General features: G+C 70.2%; 15 protein-coding genes. 5 read left to right on the top strand and 10 right to left on the bottom strand.

Going from position 1 to position 16,488, the window contains the following annotated elements; all coding sequences use genetic code 11:
- Nucleotides 1-198: 198 nt before the first annotated feature.
- Nucleotides 199-1,356, bottom strand: a complete 1,158-nt coding sequence (locus ACIRRY_RS34815; RefSeq protein ID WP_403980794.1) for an acyl-CoA dehydrogenase — start codon at nucleotides 1,354-1,356, stop codon at nucleotides 199-201.
- Between the two features lie 177 nt (nucleotides 1,357-1,533).
- On the opposite strand from ACIRRY_RS34815, the gene ACIRRY_RS34810 reads away from it, so the two are divergent.
- Nucleotides 1,534-2,877 (top strand): UDP-glucose dehydrogenase family protein, encoded by a 1,344-nt coding sequence (locus ACIRRY_RS34810; protein ID WP_403980792.1) that lies wholly within the window; start codon nucleotides 1,534-1,536, stop codon nucleotides 2,875-2,877.
- An 819-nt stretch (nucleotides 2,878-3,696) separates the two neighbouring features.
- On the opposite strand, the gene ACIRRY_RS34805 is transcribed toward ACIRRY_RS34810, so the two are convergent.
- Nucleotides 3,697-4,197, bottom strand: coding sequence for a CGNR zinc finger domain-containing protein (locus ACIRRY_RS34805; protein ID WP_403980790.1), 501 nt, complete (start codon nucleotides 4,195-4,197; stop codon nucleotides 3,697-3,699).
- An 84-nt stretch (nucleotides 4,198-4,281) separates the two neighbouring features.
- Here ACIRRY_RS34805 and ACIRRY_RS34800 point away from each other — a divergent pair, with 84 nt between their 5' ends.
- Nucleotides 4,282-4,647, top strand: a complete 366-nt coding sequence (locus tag ACIRRY_RS34800; RefSeq protein WP_403980788.1) for a VOC family protein — start codon at nucleotides 4,282-4,284, stop codon at nucleotides 4,645-4,647.
- A 14-nt stretch (nucleotides 4,648-4,661) separates the two neighbouring features.
- Nucleotides 4,662-5,042 (top strand): VOC family protein, encoded by a 381-nt coding sequence (locus ACIRRY_RS34795; RefSeq protein WP_403980785.1) that lies wholly within the window; start codon nucleotides 4,662-4,664, stop codon nucleotides 5,040-5,042.
- A gap of 10 nt (nucleotides 5,043-5,052) precedes the next feature.
- On the opposite strand, the gene ACIRRY_RS34790 is transcribed toward ACIRRY_RS34795, so the two are convergent.
- The 4 genes from ACIRRY_RS34790 to ACIRRY_RS34775 all read right to left on the bottom strand — a co-directional run bounded on the left by ACIRRY_RS34790 (nucleotide 5,053) and on the right by ACIRRY_RS34775 (nucleotide 9,254).
- Nucleotides 5,053-6,195, bottom strand: a complete 1,143-nt coding sequence (locus tag ACIRRY_RS34790) for a dipeptidase (protein WP_403980783.1) — start codon at nucleotides 6,193-6,195, stop codon at nucleotides 5,053-5,055.
- 142 nt (nucleotides 6,196-6,337) lie between these two features.
- Nucleotides 6,338-7,561: a dipeptidase gene (locus ACIRRY_RS34785; RefSeq protein ID WP_403980780.1), complete on the bottom strand. Its 1,224-nt coding sequence runs from the start codon at nucleotides 7,559-7,561 to the stop codon at nucleotides 6,338-6,340.
- Nucleotides 7,562-7,575: 14 nt separating this feature from the next.
- Nucleotides 7,576-8,118 carry a 5-(carboxyamino)imidazole ribonucleotide mutase gene (purE, locus tag ACIRRY_RS34780; RefSeq protein ID WP_403980778.1) on the bottom strand — a complete coding sequence of 181 codons (543 nt, stop codon included), beginning with the start codon at nucleotides 8,116-8,118 and terminating at the stop codon, nucleotides 7,576-7,578.
- Nucleotides 8,115-9,254 (bottom strand): 5-(carboxyamino)imidazole ribonucleotide synthase, encoded by a 1,140-nt coding sequence (locus ACIRRY_RS34775; RefSeq protein WP_403980775.1) that lies wholly within the window; start codon nucleotides 9,252-9,254, stop codon nucleotides 8,115-8,117. Before ACIRRY_RS34775 ends, purE begins: the two co-directional genes overlap by 4 nt.
- Nucleotides 9,255-9,430: 176 nt before the next feature.
- Between ACIRRY_RS34775 and ACIRRY_RS34770 the strand changes: the two genes are divergently transcribed.
- Nucleotides 9,431-9,958 (top strand): GtrA family protein, encoded by a 528-nt coding sequence (locus ACIRRY_RS34770; protein WP_403980773.1) that lies wholly within the window; start codon nucleotides 9,431-9,433, stop codon nucleotides 9,956-9,958.
- 49 nt (nucleotides 9,959-10,007) lie between these two features.
- Here ACIRRY_RS34770 and ACIRRY_RS34765 read toward each other — a convergent pair whose 3' ends face one another.
- Together ACIRRY_RS34765 and ACIRRY_RS34760 are read right to left on the bottom strand one after the other, a co-directional pair.
- Nucleotides 10,008-11,285: an ATP-binding protein gene (locus ACIRRY_RS34765; RefSeq protein WP_403980771.1), complete on the bottom strand. Its 1,278-nt coding sequence runs from the start codon at nucleotides 11,283-11,285 to the stop codon at nucleotides 10,008-10,010.
- A gap of 152 nt (nucleotides 11,286-11,437) precedes the next feature.
- On the bottom strand, nucleotides 11,438-12,115 hold the full coding sequence (locus ACIRRY_RS34760; protein ID WP_174447603.1) for a response regulator transcription factor: 678 nt from the start codon (nucleotides 12,113-12,115) through the stop codon (nucleotides 11,438-11,440).
- Nucleotides 12,116-12,449: 334 nt separating this feature from the next.
- Between ACIRRY_RS34760 and ACIRRY_RS34755 the strand changes: the two genes are divergently transcribed.
- The gene (locus tag ACIRRY_RS34755) at nucleotides 12,450-13,946 is read left to right on the top strand and encodes an oligopeptide:H+ symporter (protein ID WP_403980768.1); all 1,497 of its coding nucleotides are present in this window, start codon (nucleotides 12,450-12,452) and stop codon (nucleotides 13,944-13,946) included.
- A 67-nt stretch (nucleotides 13,947-14,013) separates the two neighbouring features.
- Here the strand turns inward: ACIRRY_RS34755 and ACIRRY_RS34750 are convergent, their stop codons facing one another.
- A complete protein-coding gene (locus tag ACIRRY_RS34750; protein ID WP_403980766.1) occupies nucleotides 14,014-15,354 on the bottom strand; it encodes a hypothetical protein in 1,341 nt (446 codons plus the stop codon).
- Complete coding sequence (locus tag ACIRRY_RS34745) at nucleotides 15,351-16,421, bottom strand: hypothetical protein (RefSeq protein ID WP_403980883.1); 1,071 nt, start codon at nucleotides 16,419-16,421, stop codon at nucleotides 15,351-15,353. Before ACIRRY_RS34745 ends, ACIRRY_RS34750 begins: the two co-directional genes overlap by 4 nt.
- Nucleotides 16,422-16,488 lie beyond the last annotated feature (67 nt).

Genomic DNA, 16,488 nt, shown 5'->3' with positions numbered 1-16,488 from the left:
ACGCGTACGACAACAGCCCCCGGCATCGCGCCGGGGGCTGTGTTGTTTGTGCAGGTCAGTGGCTGTTTTCCAACCAGCATCCGCCCAGGATTCCCCCAGCATGACACCCAGGAACAGCCCTGATCGGGCCGCAACGGGCAGAGAGCCGAGAGAGCCCCTCCGGACCTTCAAAACAGCGCCTGACCTGCAAAAACCCTCCTAAGGAAGGTTCCTTGCCATCACGATCCGCTGAACCTGATTCGTGCCCTCATAAATCTGGGTGATCTTGGCGTCGCGCATCATCCGCTCGACCGGGTAGTCACGGGTGTAGCCGTAGCCACCGAGGAGTTGGACCGCGTCGACGGTGACCTCCATCGCCACGTCCGAGGCGAAGCACTTGGCCGCCGCGCCCTGGAAGGTGAGGTTCTTGTCGCCGCGCTCCGAGGCCGCCGCTGCCTGGTACGTGAGGGCGCGGGCCGCCTCGATCTTCATGGCCATGTCGGCGAGCATGAACTGGATGCCCTGGAAGTCGGCGATCGGCTTGCCGAACTGCTTGCGCTCCTTGACGTAGCCCTTGGCGTAGTCGAGGGCGCCCTGGGCGATGCCGAGGGCCTGGGCCGCGATGGTGATGCGGGTGTGGTCCAGGGTCTTCATCGCCGTGGCGAATCCGGTGCCCTCGGGGCCGATCAGGCGGTCGGCCGGGATGCGGACGTTGTCGAGGTAGACCTCGCGGGTCGGGGAGCCCTTGATGCCGAGCTTCTTCTCCGGGGCGCCGAAGGAGACGCCCTCGTCGGACTTCTCGACGACGAAGGCCGAGATGCCCTTGCTGCGCTTCTCGGGGTCGGTCACCGCCATCACCGTGTAGTACTCGGAGACGCCCGCGTTGGTGATCCAGCGCTTCACGCCGTTGAGGACGTAGTGGTCGCCGTCGCGGACCGCCTTCGTCTTCATGCCGGCCGCGTCCGAGCCCGCGTCGGGCTCGGAGAGGGCGTACGAGAACATCGCGTCGCCCTTGGCGAGCGGGGTCATGTACCGCTTCTTCAGGTCCTCGGAACCCGAGAGGATCACCGGGAGCGAGCCCAGCTTGTTCACCGCCGGGATGAGGGAGGAACTGGCACACACGCGGGCCACCTCCTCGATCACGATCACCGTGGCCAGCGCGTCCGCGCCGGTGCCGCCGTACTCCTCGGGCACGTGGACGGCGTGCAGGTCGTTCGCGACGAGGGCGTCGAGCGCCTCCTGCGGGAAGCGGGACTCCTCGTCCACCGCTGCGGCGTACGGCGCGATCTTCGCCTCGGCCAGTGAGCGGATCGCGTCGCGGAGCATGTCGTGCTCCTCTGACGGGCGGTACAGGTCGAAGTCAGCCGATCCGGCCAAGGTCTCTCACGCTCCAAGGACGCTGTGATCACAGTGCTAATTACCGTTAAGTAACCCAAATTTTAGGGGCCCGCCCACGGGAGGGATACGTGAGCTTGGCGACAGGGGGAAAGTTGCCCGCTGTGACGTCCGACTATGCTCGGGCGCGCATCGCCCCGTAACCCTTCTGGAGCACTCATGGCCCTCAAGATCACCGTGATCGGCACCGGCTATCTCGGCGCGACACACGCCGCGGCCATGGCCGAACTGGGCTACGAGGTACTGGGTCTGGACGTCGTTCCCGAGAAGATCGCGATGCTCCAGCGGGGTGAGGTCCCGATGTACGAACCGGGACTCGAAGAGCTGCTGCGCAAGCATGTCGCCGGGATCGAGGGCTCCACCGGGCGGCTGCGCTTCACCATGGACTGGGCGGAGGTCGCGGAGTTCGGCGACGTCCACTTCATGTGCACGAACACCCCGCAGAAGCACGGCGAGTACGCCTGCGACATGTCGTACGTCGACCGGGCCTTCGAGTTGCTCGCCCCGCACCTCACCCGTCCCGCGCTCGTCGTCGGCAAGTCCACGGTGCCGGTCGGTTCGGCGGACCGGCTGGCCGCGTATCTCGCCGCGCACGCGCCCGTCGGCGCGGAGGCCGAGCTGGCCTGGAACCCGGAGTTCCTGCGGGAGGGCTTCGCCGTCCAGGACACGCTGCGTCCGGACCGGATCGTGGTCGGCGTCCGGAGCGAGCGGTCCGAGAAGCTGCTGCGCGAGGTGTACGCCGTGCCGGTCGAGGCCGGGGCGCCGTTCGTCGTGACGGACTTCCCGACCGCCGAGCTGGTGAAGACGGCCGCGAACTCCTTCCTCGCCACGAAGATCTCCTTCATCAACGCGATGGCCGAGGTGTGCGAGGCCGCGGACGGCGATGTCGTGAAGCTGGCCGAGGCGATCGGGCACGACGAGCGGATCGGCAACAAGTTCCTGCGGGCCGGGATCGGCTTCGGCGGCGGCTGCCTCCCGAAGGACATCCGGGCGTTCATGGCCCGCGCCGGCGAACTGGGCGCCGACCAGGCGCTGACCTTCCTCCGCGAGATCGACTCCATCAACATGCGCCGCCGCGGCCAGATGGTCGAGATGACCCGCGAGGCGCTCGGCGGCGGCTCCTTCCTGGGCAAGCGGGTCGCCGTCCTCGGCGCGGCCTTCAAGCCCGACTCGGACGACGTACGCGACTCCCCCGCCCTGAACGTCGCCGGCCAGATCCACCTCCAGGGCGGCCAGGTCACCGTCTACGACCCGAAGGGCATGGACAACGCCCGCCGGCTGTTCCCGACACTCGGCTACGCCGACACCGCCGTGGAAGCCGTGCGCGGCGCCGACGTCGTCCTGCACCTGACGGAGTGGCGAGAGTTCCGCGAACTGGACCCGGCGGCACTCGGCGAGGCCGTACGCGCCCGACTCGTCCTGGACGGACGCAACGCCCTCGACCCCGCACTGTGGCGCAAGGCGGGCTGGACGTTCCGGGCGATGGGGCGACCCACGGCGTAGCGGGTGGGCGGGCGGACGAGGTGGGGCGGAGCGGGGCTACACAGCGGGCCGCGAGGCGGGGCTACGACACCGGGCCGCGACGCGGGCCACGAAGCCGGGCTGGGCGCGCTCGACCCCGCGCTGTGGCGGAGGGCCGGCTGGACAATCCGCGCGATGGGACGCCCCGCCGCGCAGCACACGACCGGGCGGACGACGCGGGGCCACGACGCCCGGCCTCGGCACCCGACCGCGACGCAGGGCACGGGGCCGGACGGAACACGCTCGACCCCGGCGCTGTAGCGGAAGGCCGGCTGCACATTCCGCGCGATGGGACGCCCCACCGCGCAGCACACGACCGGGCGGACGACGCGGGGCCACGACGCCCGGCCTCGGCACCCGACCGCGACGCGGGGCACGGGGCCGGACGGAACACGCTCGACCCCGCCGCTGTAGCGGAAGGCCGGCTGCACATTCCGCGCGATGAGACGCCCCACCGCGCAGCACGTGACCGGGCGGACGACGCGGGACTACGACACCGGGCCACGGCACCCGACCGCGACGCAGGGCACGGAGCCGGGCAGGGCGACGCAGATCCGGCCGAGGCTCGGTCGACGGGCCGCCCCGCCGGCTGGCACACGCGTCCCACCGCACGGCTCACGCGTACCGGTACACCACTCGCGCGGATCAGCGCACGGCTCACCCGTCCCACCGCACACCACGCACACACGCAGGCGACACCGGTCCGGCCGAGGCTCAGTCGGCCGGACCGGTGTCTGGCTGCATTCTGCACCACTGGGCTGTACTCGGCGCCCGGACCGCTCAAGTCACCCCCGGTGAGGGCTACTTGGCCCGGTAGCGCCGCATCTTGGCGCGCGCCCCGCACACCGCCATCGAGCACCAGCGGCCCCGGCCCGCCGGGCTGCGGTCGTAGTACGCCCAGTGGCAGGTCGACGCCTCGCAGGCTTTCAGGCGGGGCCAGGTGCCCGCGACGAGGCCCTCGGCGATCGCCGCAGCCACGCGGGAGAGCAGGGGTTCCGGGTCGGCGGGGGTCAGGCGGGCGGTGCCGTCGTGCGCGTCGAGCGTGATCAACAGCGGCGCCCGCGCGAGGAGTTGGCCGAGCGGCGTCACGTCCTGGTGCGCGGGGTGGCCCGCGTGGGCGAGCAGGGTGGCACGCAGGGACTCGCGGAGTTCGCGGGCGTGCGGGACCTGGTGTGCCGTGAGTCCGAAGGACGCCCGGCCGTCCTCCGTGTCGAGTGCGTCGACGCCCGCCTCGATGTCCAGCGTGTTGACCAGCGCCTGGATCAGGGCCAGGTCGCCCGGCGCGGGGACTCTCTCACTCATGCTTGCGACGTTACCTCCAATGCGGGAGCATGAGGTAACCGTTACTGGCTGACGCCACATATGGGTAACCCGAAGGAGTCCGTCATGACCATCGCCACGCTGGGTGCCGTAGTCCTGGACTGTCCCGACCCCCGCGCACTCGCCCGCTTCTACGCCGGGGTCCTGGGCGGCACCGTCGAGGACGAGGACGGGGGCGACTGGGTGGACCTGAAGCTGCCGGGCGGGCGGACGCTGGCGTTCCAGGAGGCTCCCGGGCACGTACCGCCGAAGTGGCCCGCGGCCGGCGACTCCCAACAGTTCCATCTCGACCTGACCGTCACGGACCTGGACGCGGCCGAGCGGGGCGTCCTGGCGCTGGGCGCGACAGCGCTGGACACCGAGGACCGCTCGCGTGCCTGGCGCGTGTACGCCGACCCGGCGGGGCACCCGTTCTGCCTCTGCGCCTGCTGACCCAGGAGGTCGTCGTGACTGCCGTCCGCTTCCGTTCCACCGTGATCGACTGCCCCGACCCGCTCGCGCTCGCCGCGTTCTACGCCGGGTTCCTGGGCGGCACGCCCCGCGCCGCCGACGACGAGTGGGTCGTCCTCGACATCCCGGACGGCCCCCGGATCGCCTTCCAGCGGGTGACGGAGTACGTCGCACCCGAGTGGCCGCGCGCGGACCGGCCGCAGCAGTTCCACCTCGACTTCGACGCCGGGTCGACCTGGGCGGAGATCGAGGCGGCGGAGAAGGCCGTACTGGCGCTCGGCGCGCGGGAGTTGGCGCGGCAGGACAAGGAGGACTTCCGGGTGTACGCCGATCCGGCAGGGCACCCCTTCTGCCTCTGCCGGATCGACCACCCGTAGAACCGCGTGCCTACCCGTCCAGCTCGGCGATCTTCGCCGTCGACGGCTCGCGGCGCTGCTGCGCGGCGCGGGCCGTGAAGTCGGCGCTGCGCAGGGCGCGTTGGACGTTGCCCCAGCTGAGCAGGGCGAGGTCGGGCTCGGACCAGCCGCGGTGCAGGAGCTCGGCGACGAGGTTCGGGTAGCAGGAGGCGTCGGCGAGGTCCTGCGGGTGGGCGGTGCCGGCGTCGTAGGTCCCGGACAGGGCGACGCACTCGCGGCCCGCGACCTCGTGCACATGGTCGAGGTGGTCGGCGACGTCCCGGACGGAGGGGCCGGTCTGCTCGGCGGTGAGCGGCACCATGCACAGGCCCTTGGCGGCGCCGACCGCGGCGAGGAGTTCGTCGGAGAGGTTGGCCGGGTGCGGGCGCAGGGTGCGGGCGGCGGAGCGGGTGAACACCACCGGTGCCTTGGAGACCGCCAGCGCGCGCCGGACCGTGCCGTCGGAGGCGCCGGAGAGGTCGGCGAGCACGCCGAGGCGGTTCATCTCACGCACGACCTCCTCCCCGAACCGGGTCAGCCCCGCCTCGCTCGCCCAGGACACCCCGGACAGCGTGAGGACCCGCAGCCCCAGCGCGTGCAGCGAGCGCAGGATGCCCAGCGAGTCGCCGAGCGCGGCGGCTCCGGCGGGGCCCAGCAGCACGGCGATCCGGCCGCAGTGCCGCACGTCGGTGGTCTCGCCGGCGGTGTAAGCGAGCCGCAGCCCTTCCGGGTGGGCGCGGACCACGGTGTTCACGAGGTCGAGCTGCTCCAGGGTGGCGCCCACCGCCCGGTCCCCGGCCAGCCCCTCCGGCAGGTGCAGCGACCAGAACAACGCGCCGACGTGCCCCTCGCGCAGCCGCGGCACATCGGTGTCCACGGAACTCTCCCCCAGCTCCAGGTCGAACCACGGCAGATGCCGCAGCGCCCACGGCAGCCCGCTGTAGCCGTCCGCGACCGGATGCGCGGCGAGAATCGCGTGCGCGCGCTCCAGCGGGGCGGCGGCCGGATCGGAGACGGGGTCGTACGGTTCCGCGGTGTCCGGCGGAAAGGGCCCACCGGGAAAGGGCTCATGGACCAAGTCGTCGAGCTCGCCGACCTCGGTCGTCGCGTGCAGTTGGTCCTGGAGGTCGGCCATGGCGGGCTCCGTACGTCGTTACGGCAGTACGGTCACCGTCGCACGCCCGCAGGGGGGCTACCTGGTGGGCGGGGCGTTCGGGGTACGGCGCGAGAAGTCGGTGTTCCCGCGCCGTAGCCAGTTCCCATCGGCCACCCGTCGGTCAGCCGTCCAACGACTCGATCGTCGCGTTCGACGCCCCCCGAGTGGCCCGCAGCCCCCGCGCCACGTCCTCCGCCCCACCCAGCACCCGTACCGCGTTCTGCCAGGTCACCTTGGCCAGGTCGGTCCTGGACCAGCCGCGGTCGAGCAGTTCCGCGATGAGGTTGGGGTAGCCGGAGACGTCGTTCAGGCCGTCGGGGGTGAAGGCCGTGCCGTCGTAGTCGCCGCCGATGCCGAGGTGGTCGACGCCGGCGACCTCGCGCATGTGGTCGAGGTGGTCGGCGACCGTGGCGACGGTGGCGATCGGGCGCGGGTGGAGCTCCTCGAAGGCGCGGTGCACCTTCATCGCCTCTTCGGTGGTCTCCAGGTGGTGCAGCCCGTGCGCGCGCATGTTGTCGTCGGCCGCGGCCGTCCAGTCCACGGCGGCCTGGAGCACGAACTTCGGTACGAACGTCACCATCGCCATGCCGCCGTTGGCGGGCAGCCGCTCCAGCACGTCGTCGGGGATGTTGCGCGGGTGGTCACAGACGGCCCGGGAGGAGGAGTGCGAGAAGATCACCGGGGCCGTCGACGTGTCCAGCGCGGCGCGCATGGTCGTCGCCGCCACGTGCGAGAGGTCGACGAGCATGCCCTCGCGGTTCATCTCCCGCACGACCTCACGGCCGAACGCCGACAGCCCGCCGACCCCCGGTTCGTCCGTCGCCGAGTCCGCCCACGCCACGTTGTCGTTGTGGGTGAGCGTCATGTAGCGGACGCCGAGGGCGTACAACCCCCGTAGCGTGCCGAGGGAGTTGGCGATCGAGTGCCCGCCCTCCGCCCCCATCAACGAGGCGATACGGCCTTCCGCGCGCGCCGACTCCATGTCCGCGGCGGTCAGCGCGGGCGCCAGGTCGGCCGGGTAGCGGGCGAGCAACTGCCGTACGCAGTCGATCTGTTCGAGCGTCATCGGCACCGGGTCGGGCAGGTCCGAGCGGACGTACACCGACCAGTACTGCGCACCGACGCCGCCCTCACGCAAGCGCGGGATGTCGGTGTGCAGATGGGCGTTCTGCGCCACGGCGATGTCGCGGGCGTCGAGGTCGTAGCCGACCTGCTTGCGCAGCGCCCAGGGCAGGTCGTTGTGCCCGTCGACGACCGGGAACTCGCGGAGCAGTTCCCGGGCTTGATCGAGCGAGGTCGCCCCCGTCGGCCCTGTCGTCCCCGTCGGCCCTGTCGCCCTCGTCACCCCTGTCACCCCGGTCACTTCCCGAAACCGAAGCCGCTGGCGCCGCTCCCGCTCTCGACCTTGGCGCGCAGCCGCTTGCCCTTCTCGGTGGCCTGGTCGTTCAGCTCCTGCTGGAACTCCCGCATACGGACGAGGAGTTCCTCGTCGTGGGTGGCCAGGATGCGGGCGGCGAGCAGTCCCGCGTTGCGCGCGCCGGCGACCGAGACGGTGGCGACGGGGACACCGGCCGGCATCTGCACGATGGAGAGCAACGAGTCCATGCCGTCCAGGTACTTCAGCGGTACGGGAACGCCGATCACCGGCAGCGGGGTCACCGAGGCGAGCATCCCGGGAAGGTGGGCGGCACCGCCCGCACCCGCGATGATCACCTTGAGGCCGCGGCCGTCGGCCTGCTCGCCGTAGGTGATCATCTCGCGCGGCATCCGGTGCGCGGAGAGGACATCGACCTCGTACCCGATCTCGAACTCGTCGAGGGCCTTCGCGGCGGCCTCCATGACGGGCCAGTCGGAGTCCGACCCCATGACGATTCCTACGACGGGTCCTGCGACGGGGCTCATTCGGTGATCGTGCCTCTCAGATAGCCGGCTGCGTGACGGGCGCGGTCCAGGACGTCGTCCAGGTCGTCGCCGTAGGTGTTGACGTGGCCGACCTTGCGGCCGGGCTTCACGTCCTTGCCGTACATGTGGATCTTCAACCGCGGGTCCCGGGCCATGCAGTGCAGGTACGCGGAGTACATGTCCGGGTAGTCGCCGCCCAGCACGTTACACATGACCGTCCAGGGCGCGCGGGCGCGCGGATCGCCGAGCGGGAGGTCGAGGACCGCGCGCAGGTGGTTGGCGAACTGGCTGGTGATCGCGCCGTCCTGGGTCCAGTGACCGGAGTTGTGCGGGCGCATGGCGAGTTCGTTGACCAGGAGGCGGCCGTCGACGGTCTGGAACAGCTCGACGGCGAGATGGCCGACGACCCCGAGTTCCTTGGCGATGCGCAGCGCCATCTCCTCGGCGCGCAGGGCGAGGGACTCGTCCAGGCCGGGCGCGGGCGCGATGACCGTGTCGCAGACACCGCCCACCTGCTGGGACTCGACGACCGGATAGGCGACGGCCTGGCCGTGCGGGGAACGTACGACGTTCGCCGCCAGCTCCCGCACGAAGTCGACCTTCTCCTCGGCGAGGACCGGCACACCGGCACGGAAGGGCTCGGCGGCCTCCTCCACGGAGTCGACGACCCACACGCCCTTGCCGTCGTAACCGCCGCGGACGGTCTTGAGAACGACCGGAAAGCCGTCCCCCTCCCCCGCGAAGGCGACCACGTCCGCCGGATCGGCGACGATCCGGTGCCGCGGGCACGGCACTCCGATCTCCATGAGCTTCGCGCGCATCACGCCCTTGTCCTGGGCGTGCACGAGCGCGTCCGGGCCGGGGCGTACGGGGATGCCGTCCGCCTCCAGGGCACGCAGATGCTCGGTGGGTACGTGTTCGTGATCGAAGGTGATCACATCGCAGCCCCGCGCGAAGTCACGCAGCGTGTCGAGGTCGCGGTAGTCGCCGATGACGACATCGCCGACGACCTGCGCCGCGGATTCCTGCGGGGTGTCACTCAGAAGCTTGAATTTGATGCCGAGCGGGATGCCCGCCTCGTGTGTCATACGAGCGAGCTGCCCCCCGCCGACCATGCCGACTACCGGGAACGTCACTCCCCCAGGGTATCGGTCACGCCGCCCGGGCCCGATTTCCGCACCTCTTACCGTTCTTTTCCGGGTCTCTTCCCGACCTGTGAGCAGCTTCATGGGCAGCGGGGGAAAGCGGTGGTTAGCATGGCTGGGTCGACGAATCCGAGATGACACCCGAGATGACAGGGGCCTGCACACCCATGGAACGTGGTTCCGAAGGGCCTTTCAAACGGCTCGCGCGTGAGGTCGCCAAGTTCGGCGCGGTGGGCATCGTGGGCACCGTGGTGAACTTCGCGGTCTCCAACCTGCTGTGGCATCTGACCAGCCTGCAGGCCGTGCGCGCCAACGTGATCGCGACGATCGTCGCCATCGGGTGCAACTACGTCGGCTTCCGCTACTTCACCTACCGTGACCGCGACAAGAGCGCCCGCACCAAGGAACTCAGCCTGTTCCTGGCGTTCAGCCTGGTCGGCCTGGTGATCGAGAACGGCGTCCTGTTCGCCGCGATCTACGGCTTCGGCTGGGACAGCTCGCTGCAGCGCAACGTCTTCAAGGTGCTCGGCATCGGCATCGCGACGCTGTTCCGCTTCTGGTCGTACCGCAGCTGGGTCTTCAAGGCGCTGCCGGTCGAGGACGGGGAACTCCCGGAAGCCGGGGCCCCGGCCGCGGGCCCCTTCCCGGAGCCCGCGCCTGAACCGCAGCCCCGCCCCAAGCAGCACGTGAGCTGAATTCGCCCGAAGCCTGCCGGAACTCACCTTCGGGGCTCGCCCGCAGGGCTCAGCGGACCGTCGGCTCCTCGTCGTCCACCAGCGTCCGCTTCGCCGGCGGCGTCCGCGACAGGAACAGCCCGAACACCGGCGGCTGCAACTGGAGCATCTCCAGCCGGCCACCGTCCGCCTCCGCGAGGTCACGGGCCACGGCCAGACCGATCCCGGTGGAGTTGCGGCCGCTGATCGTGCGCTCGAAGATCCGGGCGCCGAGGTCGGTCGGAACCCCCGGCCCTTCGTCGGTGACTTCCACGACGGCCTGGTTGCCGGTGACACGGGTGCGCAGGGCGACCGTGCCGCCGCCGTGCATGAGCGAGTTCTCGATCAGCGCGGCCAGCACCTGCGCCACCGCCCCCGGCGTGCCGACGGCCTGGAGATGCCGCTTGCCCGAGCTGACGATCGCGCGGCCCGAGCTGCGGTAGGCGGGGCGCCACTCGGCGAGCTGCTGCTGGATGACCTCGTCGAGGTCGAAGGAGACGGCGGAGCCGGTACGGGGGTCACGCGCGTTCGTCAGCAGCCGCTCCACGACGTCCGTGAGCCGCTCGACCTGTGTCAGCGCGATCGTCGCCTCCTCCTTCACCGTGTCCGGGTCGTCGGTGAGGGTGATCTCCTCCAACCGCATGGACAGCGCGGTCAGCGGCGTCCGCAACTGGTGCGAGGCGTCCGCGGCGAGTCTGCGCTCGGCGGTGAGCATGCGGGCGATGCGCTCGGCGGAGGAGTCGAGGACATCGGCGACCCGGTCCAGCTCCGGGACGCTGTACCGCTTGTGGCGGGGGCGCGGGTCACCGGAACCGAGCCGCTCGGCGGTCTCCGCGAGGTCGGTGAGCGGCGAGGCGAGCCGGTTGGCCTGCCGTACGGCGAGCAGCACGGCGGCGACCACGGCGAGCAGCGCCACGGCCCCGATGATGAGCAGCGTCCGCCCGACCTCACGGGTCACGGTCGAGCGCGGCTCCATCACGGTGACCGTCTCGCCCTCCTCGCCCTTGGCGGTGGAGCGGATGACGTCACCCGCCGGCTTGGTGCCGACCTCGATCACCGGGTCGCCCGGGATCCGGATCACGGCGTACCGGTCCTCCGTGACCTGCGTACGCAGCACCTCGGAGTCGACGATCTCCGCCCCGAGAATCCGACTGTCCACGATGCTGGCCAGCCGGAGCGCCTCGGAGTCCACCCGCTCCTGGGCACTGTTGCTGATGGTCCGCGTCTCCACGATGACCAGGGACACCCCGAACACAGCGATGACCACGAGCACCACGGCGAGGGTGGACTGAATAAGACGACGACGCACGGCACTCTCCGAGAAACGGCGACTTCCAGCGCCCTGAAGGGGCACGGGGCTGTGTCGATTTGCGGCTCCGCCGCGTGGGCGCGACCAGCCCCCACCGGCGGCCGGTCGCACACATCACACCAGCCACCCACGACGCAACGCGCGTAGCCGACCTAGCTCTTCTCGAACCGGAACCCGACACCCCGCACCGTGGCGATGTACCGAGGGTTGGCCGCGTCGTCACCGAGCTTCTTCCGCAGCCAGGAGATGTGCATGTCGAGCGTCTTGGTCGACGACCACCACGTCGTGTCCCAGACCTCGCGCATCAACTGGTCCCGGGTGACAACCCGCCCCGCGTCCCGTACGAGAACACGCAGCAGGTCGAACTCCTTGGCGGTGAGCTGGAGTTCCTCGTCCCCCATCCACGCACGGTGGGACTCGACGTCGATACGGACGCCGTGCGTGGCGGGCGGCTGCGCGGGCTCGGCCGCACCGCGCCGGAGCAGGGCCCGGACACGGGCGAGCAGTTCGGCGAGCCGGAAGGGTTTGGTGACGTAGTCGTCGGCGCCCGCGTCGAGGCCGACGACGGTGTCCACCTCGTCGGCGCGCGCGGTCAGGATGAGGATGGGGACGGTGTGTCCCTCGGCGCGCAGTCGGCGGGCCACTTCCAGGCCGTCCATGCCGGGCAGGCCCAGGTCCAGGACACACAGGTCGATGCCGCCCTGGATGCCGGCATCGAGGGCTGTGGGTCCGTCCTCGCGCACCTCGACCTCGTAACCTTCCCGTCGCAAAGCGCGGGCCAGCGGCTCCGAGATGGACGCGTCGTCCTCGGCGAGCAGTACACGGGTCATGAGGTGATGGTAGTCCGCCTCGGACAGCGGTCGAGGTGTGATCGCCACGAGTGATTCTTACCTTTGGGCAAGTCGGATTCACCACGGTGAAGAATCTGGTCCGAACCTGTGCCTGTGGGGTGTGATCCTTGTATTCGCCTTAGAATATTCGGCCACGGTTCCACTTATCCCTGTGATCGATGTCTCAAGTCCTTCCTTTTCCGGCAGTGTCCTGCCGTATGGTGACTGAACCGCCCGTAGTGACATTGGGGACCTTTGGCGAGCATTCACAGCTGAAGGTCTTTTTTGTGCGCGGTCCTACCGACCAACAAGGCCCGACCAGCAAGGAACGACCATGGCGTCCAGCCTGACGAAGGACTCGGTGACTCCGGGCACCCCCGGTTCCGAGAGCGCCTTCTTCGGCCACCCCCGCGGACTGGCCACTCTCTTCATGACCGAGATGTGGGAGCGATTCTCCTACTACGGCATGAAGGCCCTGCTCCCGCTGTACCTGGTGGCACCGGGTGGCCTGCACATGAACGCGGCCACCGCGACCGCGATCTACTCGGTGTACCTGTCGCTCGTGTACCTGCTCGCCCTGCCCGGCGGCTGGTTCGCGGACCGTGTCCTCGGCCCCCGCAAGACGGTCGCCGTCGCGGGCGTGATCATCGTGCTCGGCCACCTGACCCTCGCCCTCCCCTCCTCGGGCACGTTCTTCGCGGGCCTCGGCCTGGTGGCGATCGGCTCGGGTCTCCTCAAGGCCAACATCTCCACGATGGTCGGCCACCTCTACGAGGGCCCCGACGACCCACGCCGCGACGGCGGCTTCACGCTCTTCTACATCGGCATCAACGTCGGTGCCTTCGCCGCGCCGCTGCTCATCGGCACGGCCGGTGAGAAGGTCAACTGGCACTTCGGCTTCGCGCTCGCCGCCGTCGGCATGGCCCTGGGTCTCGCCCAGTACCTGCTCGGCACGCGCCATCTCAGTTCCCGCTCGGACATCGTCCCCACGCCGCTGTCCGCCGAGGAGAAGGCCGCCACGCTGCGCAAGTCGGCGCTCTGGGCGGCCGTCGCGGTCGTCTTCTACGCGATCGTCGGATTCTCCGGCCACTACACGCTGAACTGGCTGCTGGTCCCGATCACGATCGCCGGCCTGTTCATCCCCGTCCTGGTCATCGCCCGCATCAAGCGCGACAGGGACCTCGACCGCGCCGAGCAGTCGAAGATGTCCGCGTACATCTGGTTCTTCGTCGCGGCGGCCGTCTTCTGGATGATCTACGACCAGGGCGGCTCGACGGTGTCCCTGTTCGCCGACTCCTCGGCGAAGAACACCGTCTTCGGCTGGAACTTCCCGATCTCCTGGTACCAGTCGGTCAACCCGGTCCTCATCATGGCCCTGGCCCCGGTCTTCGCCTGGGCGTGGCTGGCGCTGGCCCGCCGCGGCAAGGAGCCGAGCACGGCGACGAAGTTCGCGATGGGCCTGGTCCTGATCGGCGCGTCCTTCTTCCTCTTCCTGGCCCCGCTCGCGATCGCCGACGGCGGTCACAAGGCGGCGGCGATGTGGCTGGTGGCGATCTACTTCGTCCAGACGGTCGGCGAGCTGACCCTCTCCCCCGTCGGCCTGTCCGTCACCACGAAGATGGCTCCCTCGAAGTACGCCTCCCAGATGATGGGCGTCTGGTTCCTCGCGGTCACGGCGGGCGACGCCACGACAGGCCTCCTGTCCATCGCCGGCGTCGACCTCAACAAGACGGGCATCGTCACCCTGCAAGCCGTCCTCGCGGTCCTCGCGGGCGCGGCGGTCTGGATGTACCGCAAGAAGGTCAAGGCCCTCATGGGCGACGTGCACTGAGCCCCCGTCGAACCGCCGAAGGGCGGCCGCACCACTCGGTGCGGCCGCCCTTCGGGTTTTCCGGTGCCTACCGAGCCCGCTTCCGCCCCGGCATGAACGTGAACACCGCCACGCCCAACAGGATCGCCGTACCGGAGACGAGGCCCAGCGCCTTCAGACCGCCGTGGCTGTCCGAGCCCGTCTCCGCCAGGCCTCCGGAGGTCGATGTCGAGGTCGACGTACCGCCCGATGTGGAGGAACCCCCGGCCGCGCCGCTCGCCTGTTCCGTGGTGTCGAGGGTCAGCGAGACCTTCGACTCCGTGGGCGTGCAAGTCGTCGTCGTACCAAGGGCGTTGACCGTGAGGACGCCGGGGGCCAGTGTCGACGTCCCGCTCGCGCCCGGTTTGTAGGTGCCGGTCAGGTCCGAGATCTCGATCGGGTCGCCGGACTTGATGGCGGAGGAGTTGGTCGGGCCCTCCACATGGACCGTGCCGCTGTCGGCGCCGCCCAGGACGACCTCCATCGACGGTTTCACCGAGTCCGCCGGGATGTCGGCCGGGCTGTCCATCACCGAGCCCTTGAACTGCACGGTGAGGTCGTAACTCCCGCCGTCCTTCGTGGCGTTGATCTGCACGGCCGAGGTCGCGTTCTTGTCACCGATCGGCGTCTTGCACGCGTAGGGGACGGAGACCTCCTTGCCGGTGAAGTCGGTCTGGCCGGTGCCGTCGCTGGGGCTCGCGGACGTGGACTCCGACGCGGATTCCGAGTCACTGGGCGAGGCCGATTCCGAGGAGGATTCCGACGCGGTGGCCGACGTGGAGTCCGAGGGGGTCGGGGACGTGCTCGACGAACTGCCGTCCCCCGCCGTCACGTTGATCGTCACCGAAGGCGAGACCGTCTGCGTCGGCGCGCACTTCGTGTCCGTCGAGAACGCGTTGACCGTGTACGCGTCCGGAGTCAGCGTGACCGCCCCCGCCGTCGTCAGCTTCAGCGAGCCCTTCATGTCGGACAGGGTCATGACCGCGCCCTTGGGAATCGCCGGGTTCTCGCGCGGGCCCACCATCGCGATGTTCGCGGTCTGCGCGCCTCCCGCCTTCAACGTGCCCGACGGCTGAACGGAGTTGGCGGGGAGGTCGATGATGTCGGGGTTCTTGGACGCGGCCTGGGTGAACTTCCAGACGACGTCGACCGTGTCGCCCACCTTCGCCGAGGCCGGCGCGGTGATCTCGACCTTGGTGGTGCCGTCGACCGGGTCGATACCGGCGGGCGGCACGCAGTGGGTGGCGTAGGACACCTCGGCGGCCTGCGCGGCCTGGGCGCTCAGCCCGAGCGCGAGACCCGCACCGCCGAGGACCAGGGCGAACGTGGCCGCGCCCGCTCTCCGTACACCGCCTCCGCCGGCCGATATGACTCTCCTTGGCTTGCTCACGTAAGTCCCTTCCTGGTGGGAGTCGTCGGACTCGTCGGACTGTCGTCGTGCGGTGCGGAGAGCCGGCCGGCCGTGCCCGGATCGGAGTCCGGGGTGAACCACGGCAGGGTCGAGGTCACAGGGGCGGCTTCCTGCGGATCGGCCGCCGTGCCGAACTTCGGCATGCGCAGGGTGAGTTGCGTGGGCATGCGCAGAGCCCGGTGCCGGGGCGGGCCCGTGCTGCGGGCCGCCCGTCGTGGCCGGATCCGGTCCACGACGGCCATTCCGACACGGAACACCGCCGCCGGTACGACCACGCAGAGCAGGATCCAGAACAGGGTCACGCCCCAGGGGCGGCCCACGCCCCACGGCTGTTCGGCGAGCACCCGGCCGCCGTACTTCATCGAGACGACGTAGTCGCCGTGCGCCCCGGCCGACAGCTCGACCGGGAGTCTGATCTCCGCCTTGCCGCCGGGCGCGATCGTGCCGTTGAACTGCTGGTCGTCCCACTGCGGTGCGAACACCCCGTGGGCGGTGCCGACTTGGAACAGGGGGTTCTTGACGGCGGAGGAGCCCGCGTTGCCGACAGTGAAGACCAGCGTGCGGGACGGTGGTGCCCCGAACCAGGTCAACAGCCCGCTGGAACCGTCCAGTCGGGGGTCGGACAGGACCGAGAGGCGCCCGGTCGACGGTTCGGCGGGGAGTGGTTCGATCGCGTGACCCGCCACCTGGAACACCGCGTCCGCCGACGCGCTCGCCCCCGTCACCGTCGCCACATGCACCACGCACGGGCACGGCACCGGCGGCTCGGACACCGGCAGCTTCTTGCTGAAGACCCCCTTGGCGTCCGTCGTGACGGCTCTGCCGTCCGCGTTGGCACAGGAGTTGGTCCCGCCGATCACCCCGCGCGCGGGCGTCGCCTGTCCGCAGATCAGCACCGTCAGCAGGGCGTCCGCCCGCCAGCCGCTCCCGGAGACGGTGATCGAACCGCCCGCTCCCGCCTGCGACTTCGAGAGATTCACGGCGGGCCCGCCCGCGGCGGCGGCGGACATCGTCCCCGTCAACGGCAGCAGAAGCAGCGCGAGCATCGCCACCAGCGCCGGAACCCGCACCTTGCCGCTCACGTCACCGCTCCCGTCATCCCGTCAACTCGAC

Source organism: Streptomyces sp. NPDC101776 (assembly GCF_044766845.1).
In the GTDB taxonomy this organism is placed as follows: domain Bacteria; phylum Actinomycetota; class Actinomycetes; order Streptomycetales; family Streptomycetaceae; genus Streptomyces.
This window is presented reverse-complemented; position numbering and strand designations above follow the sequence as displayed.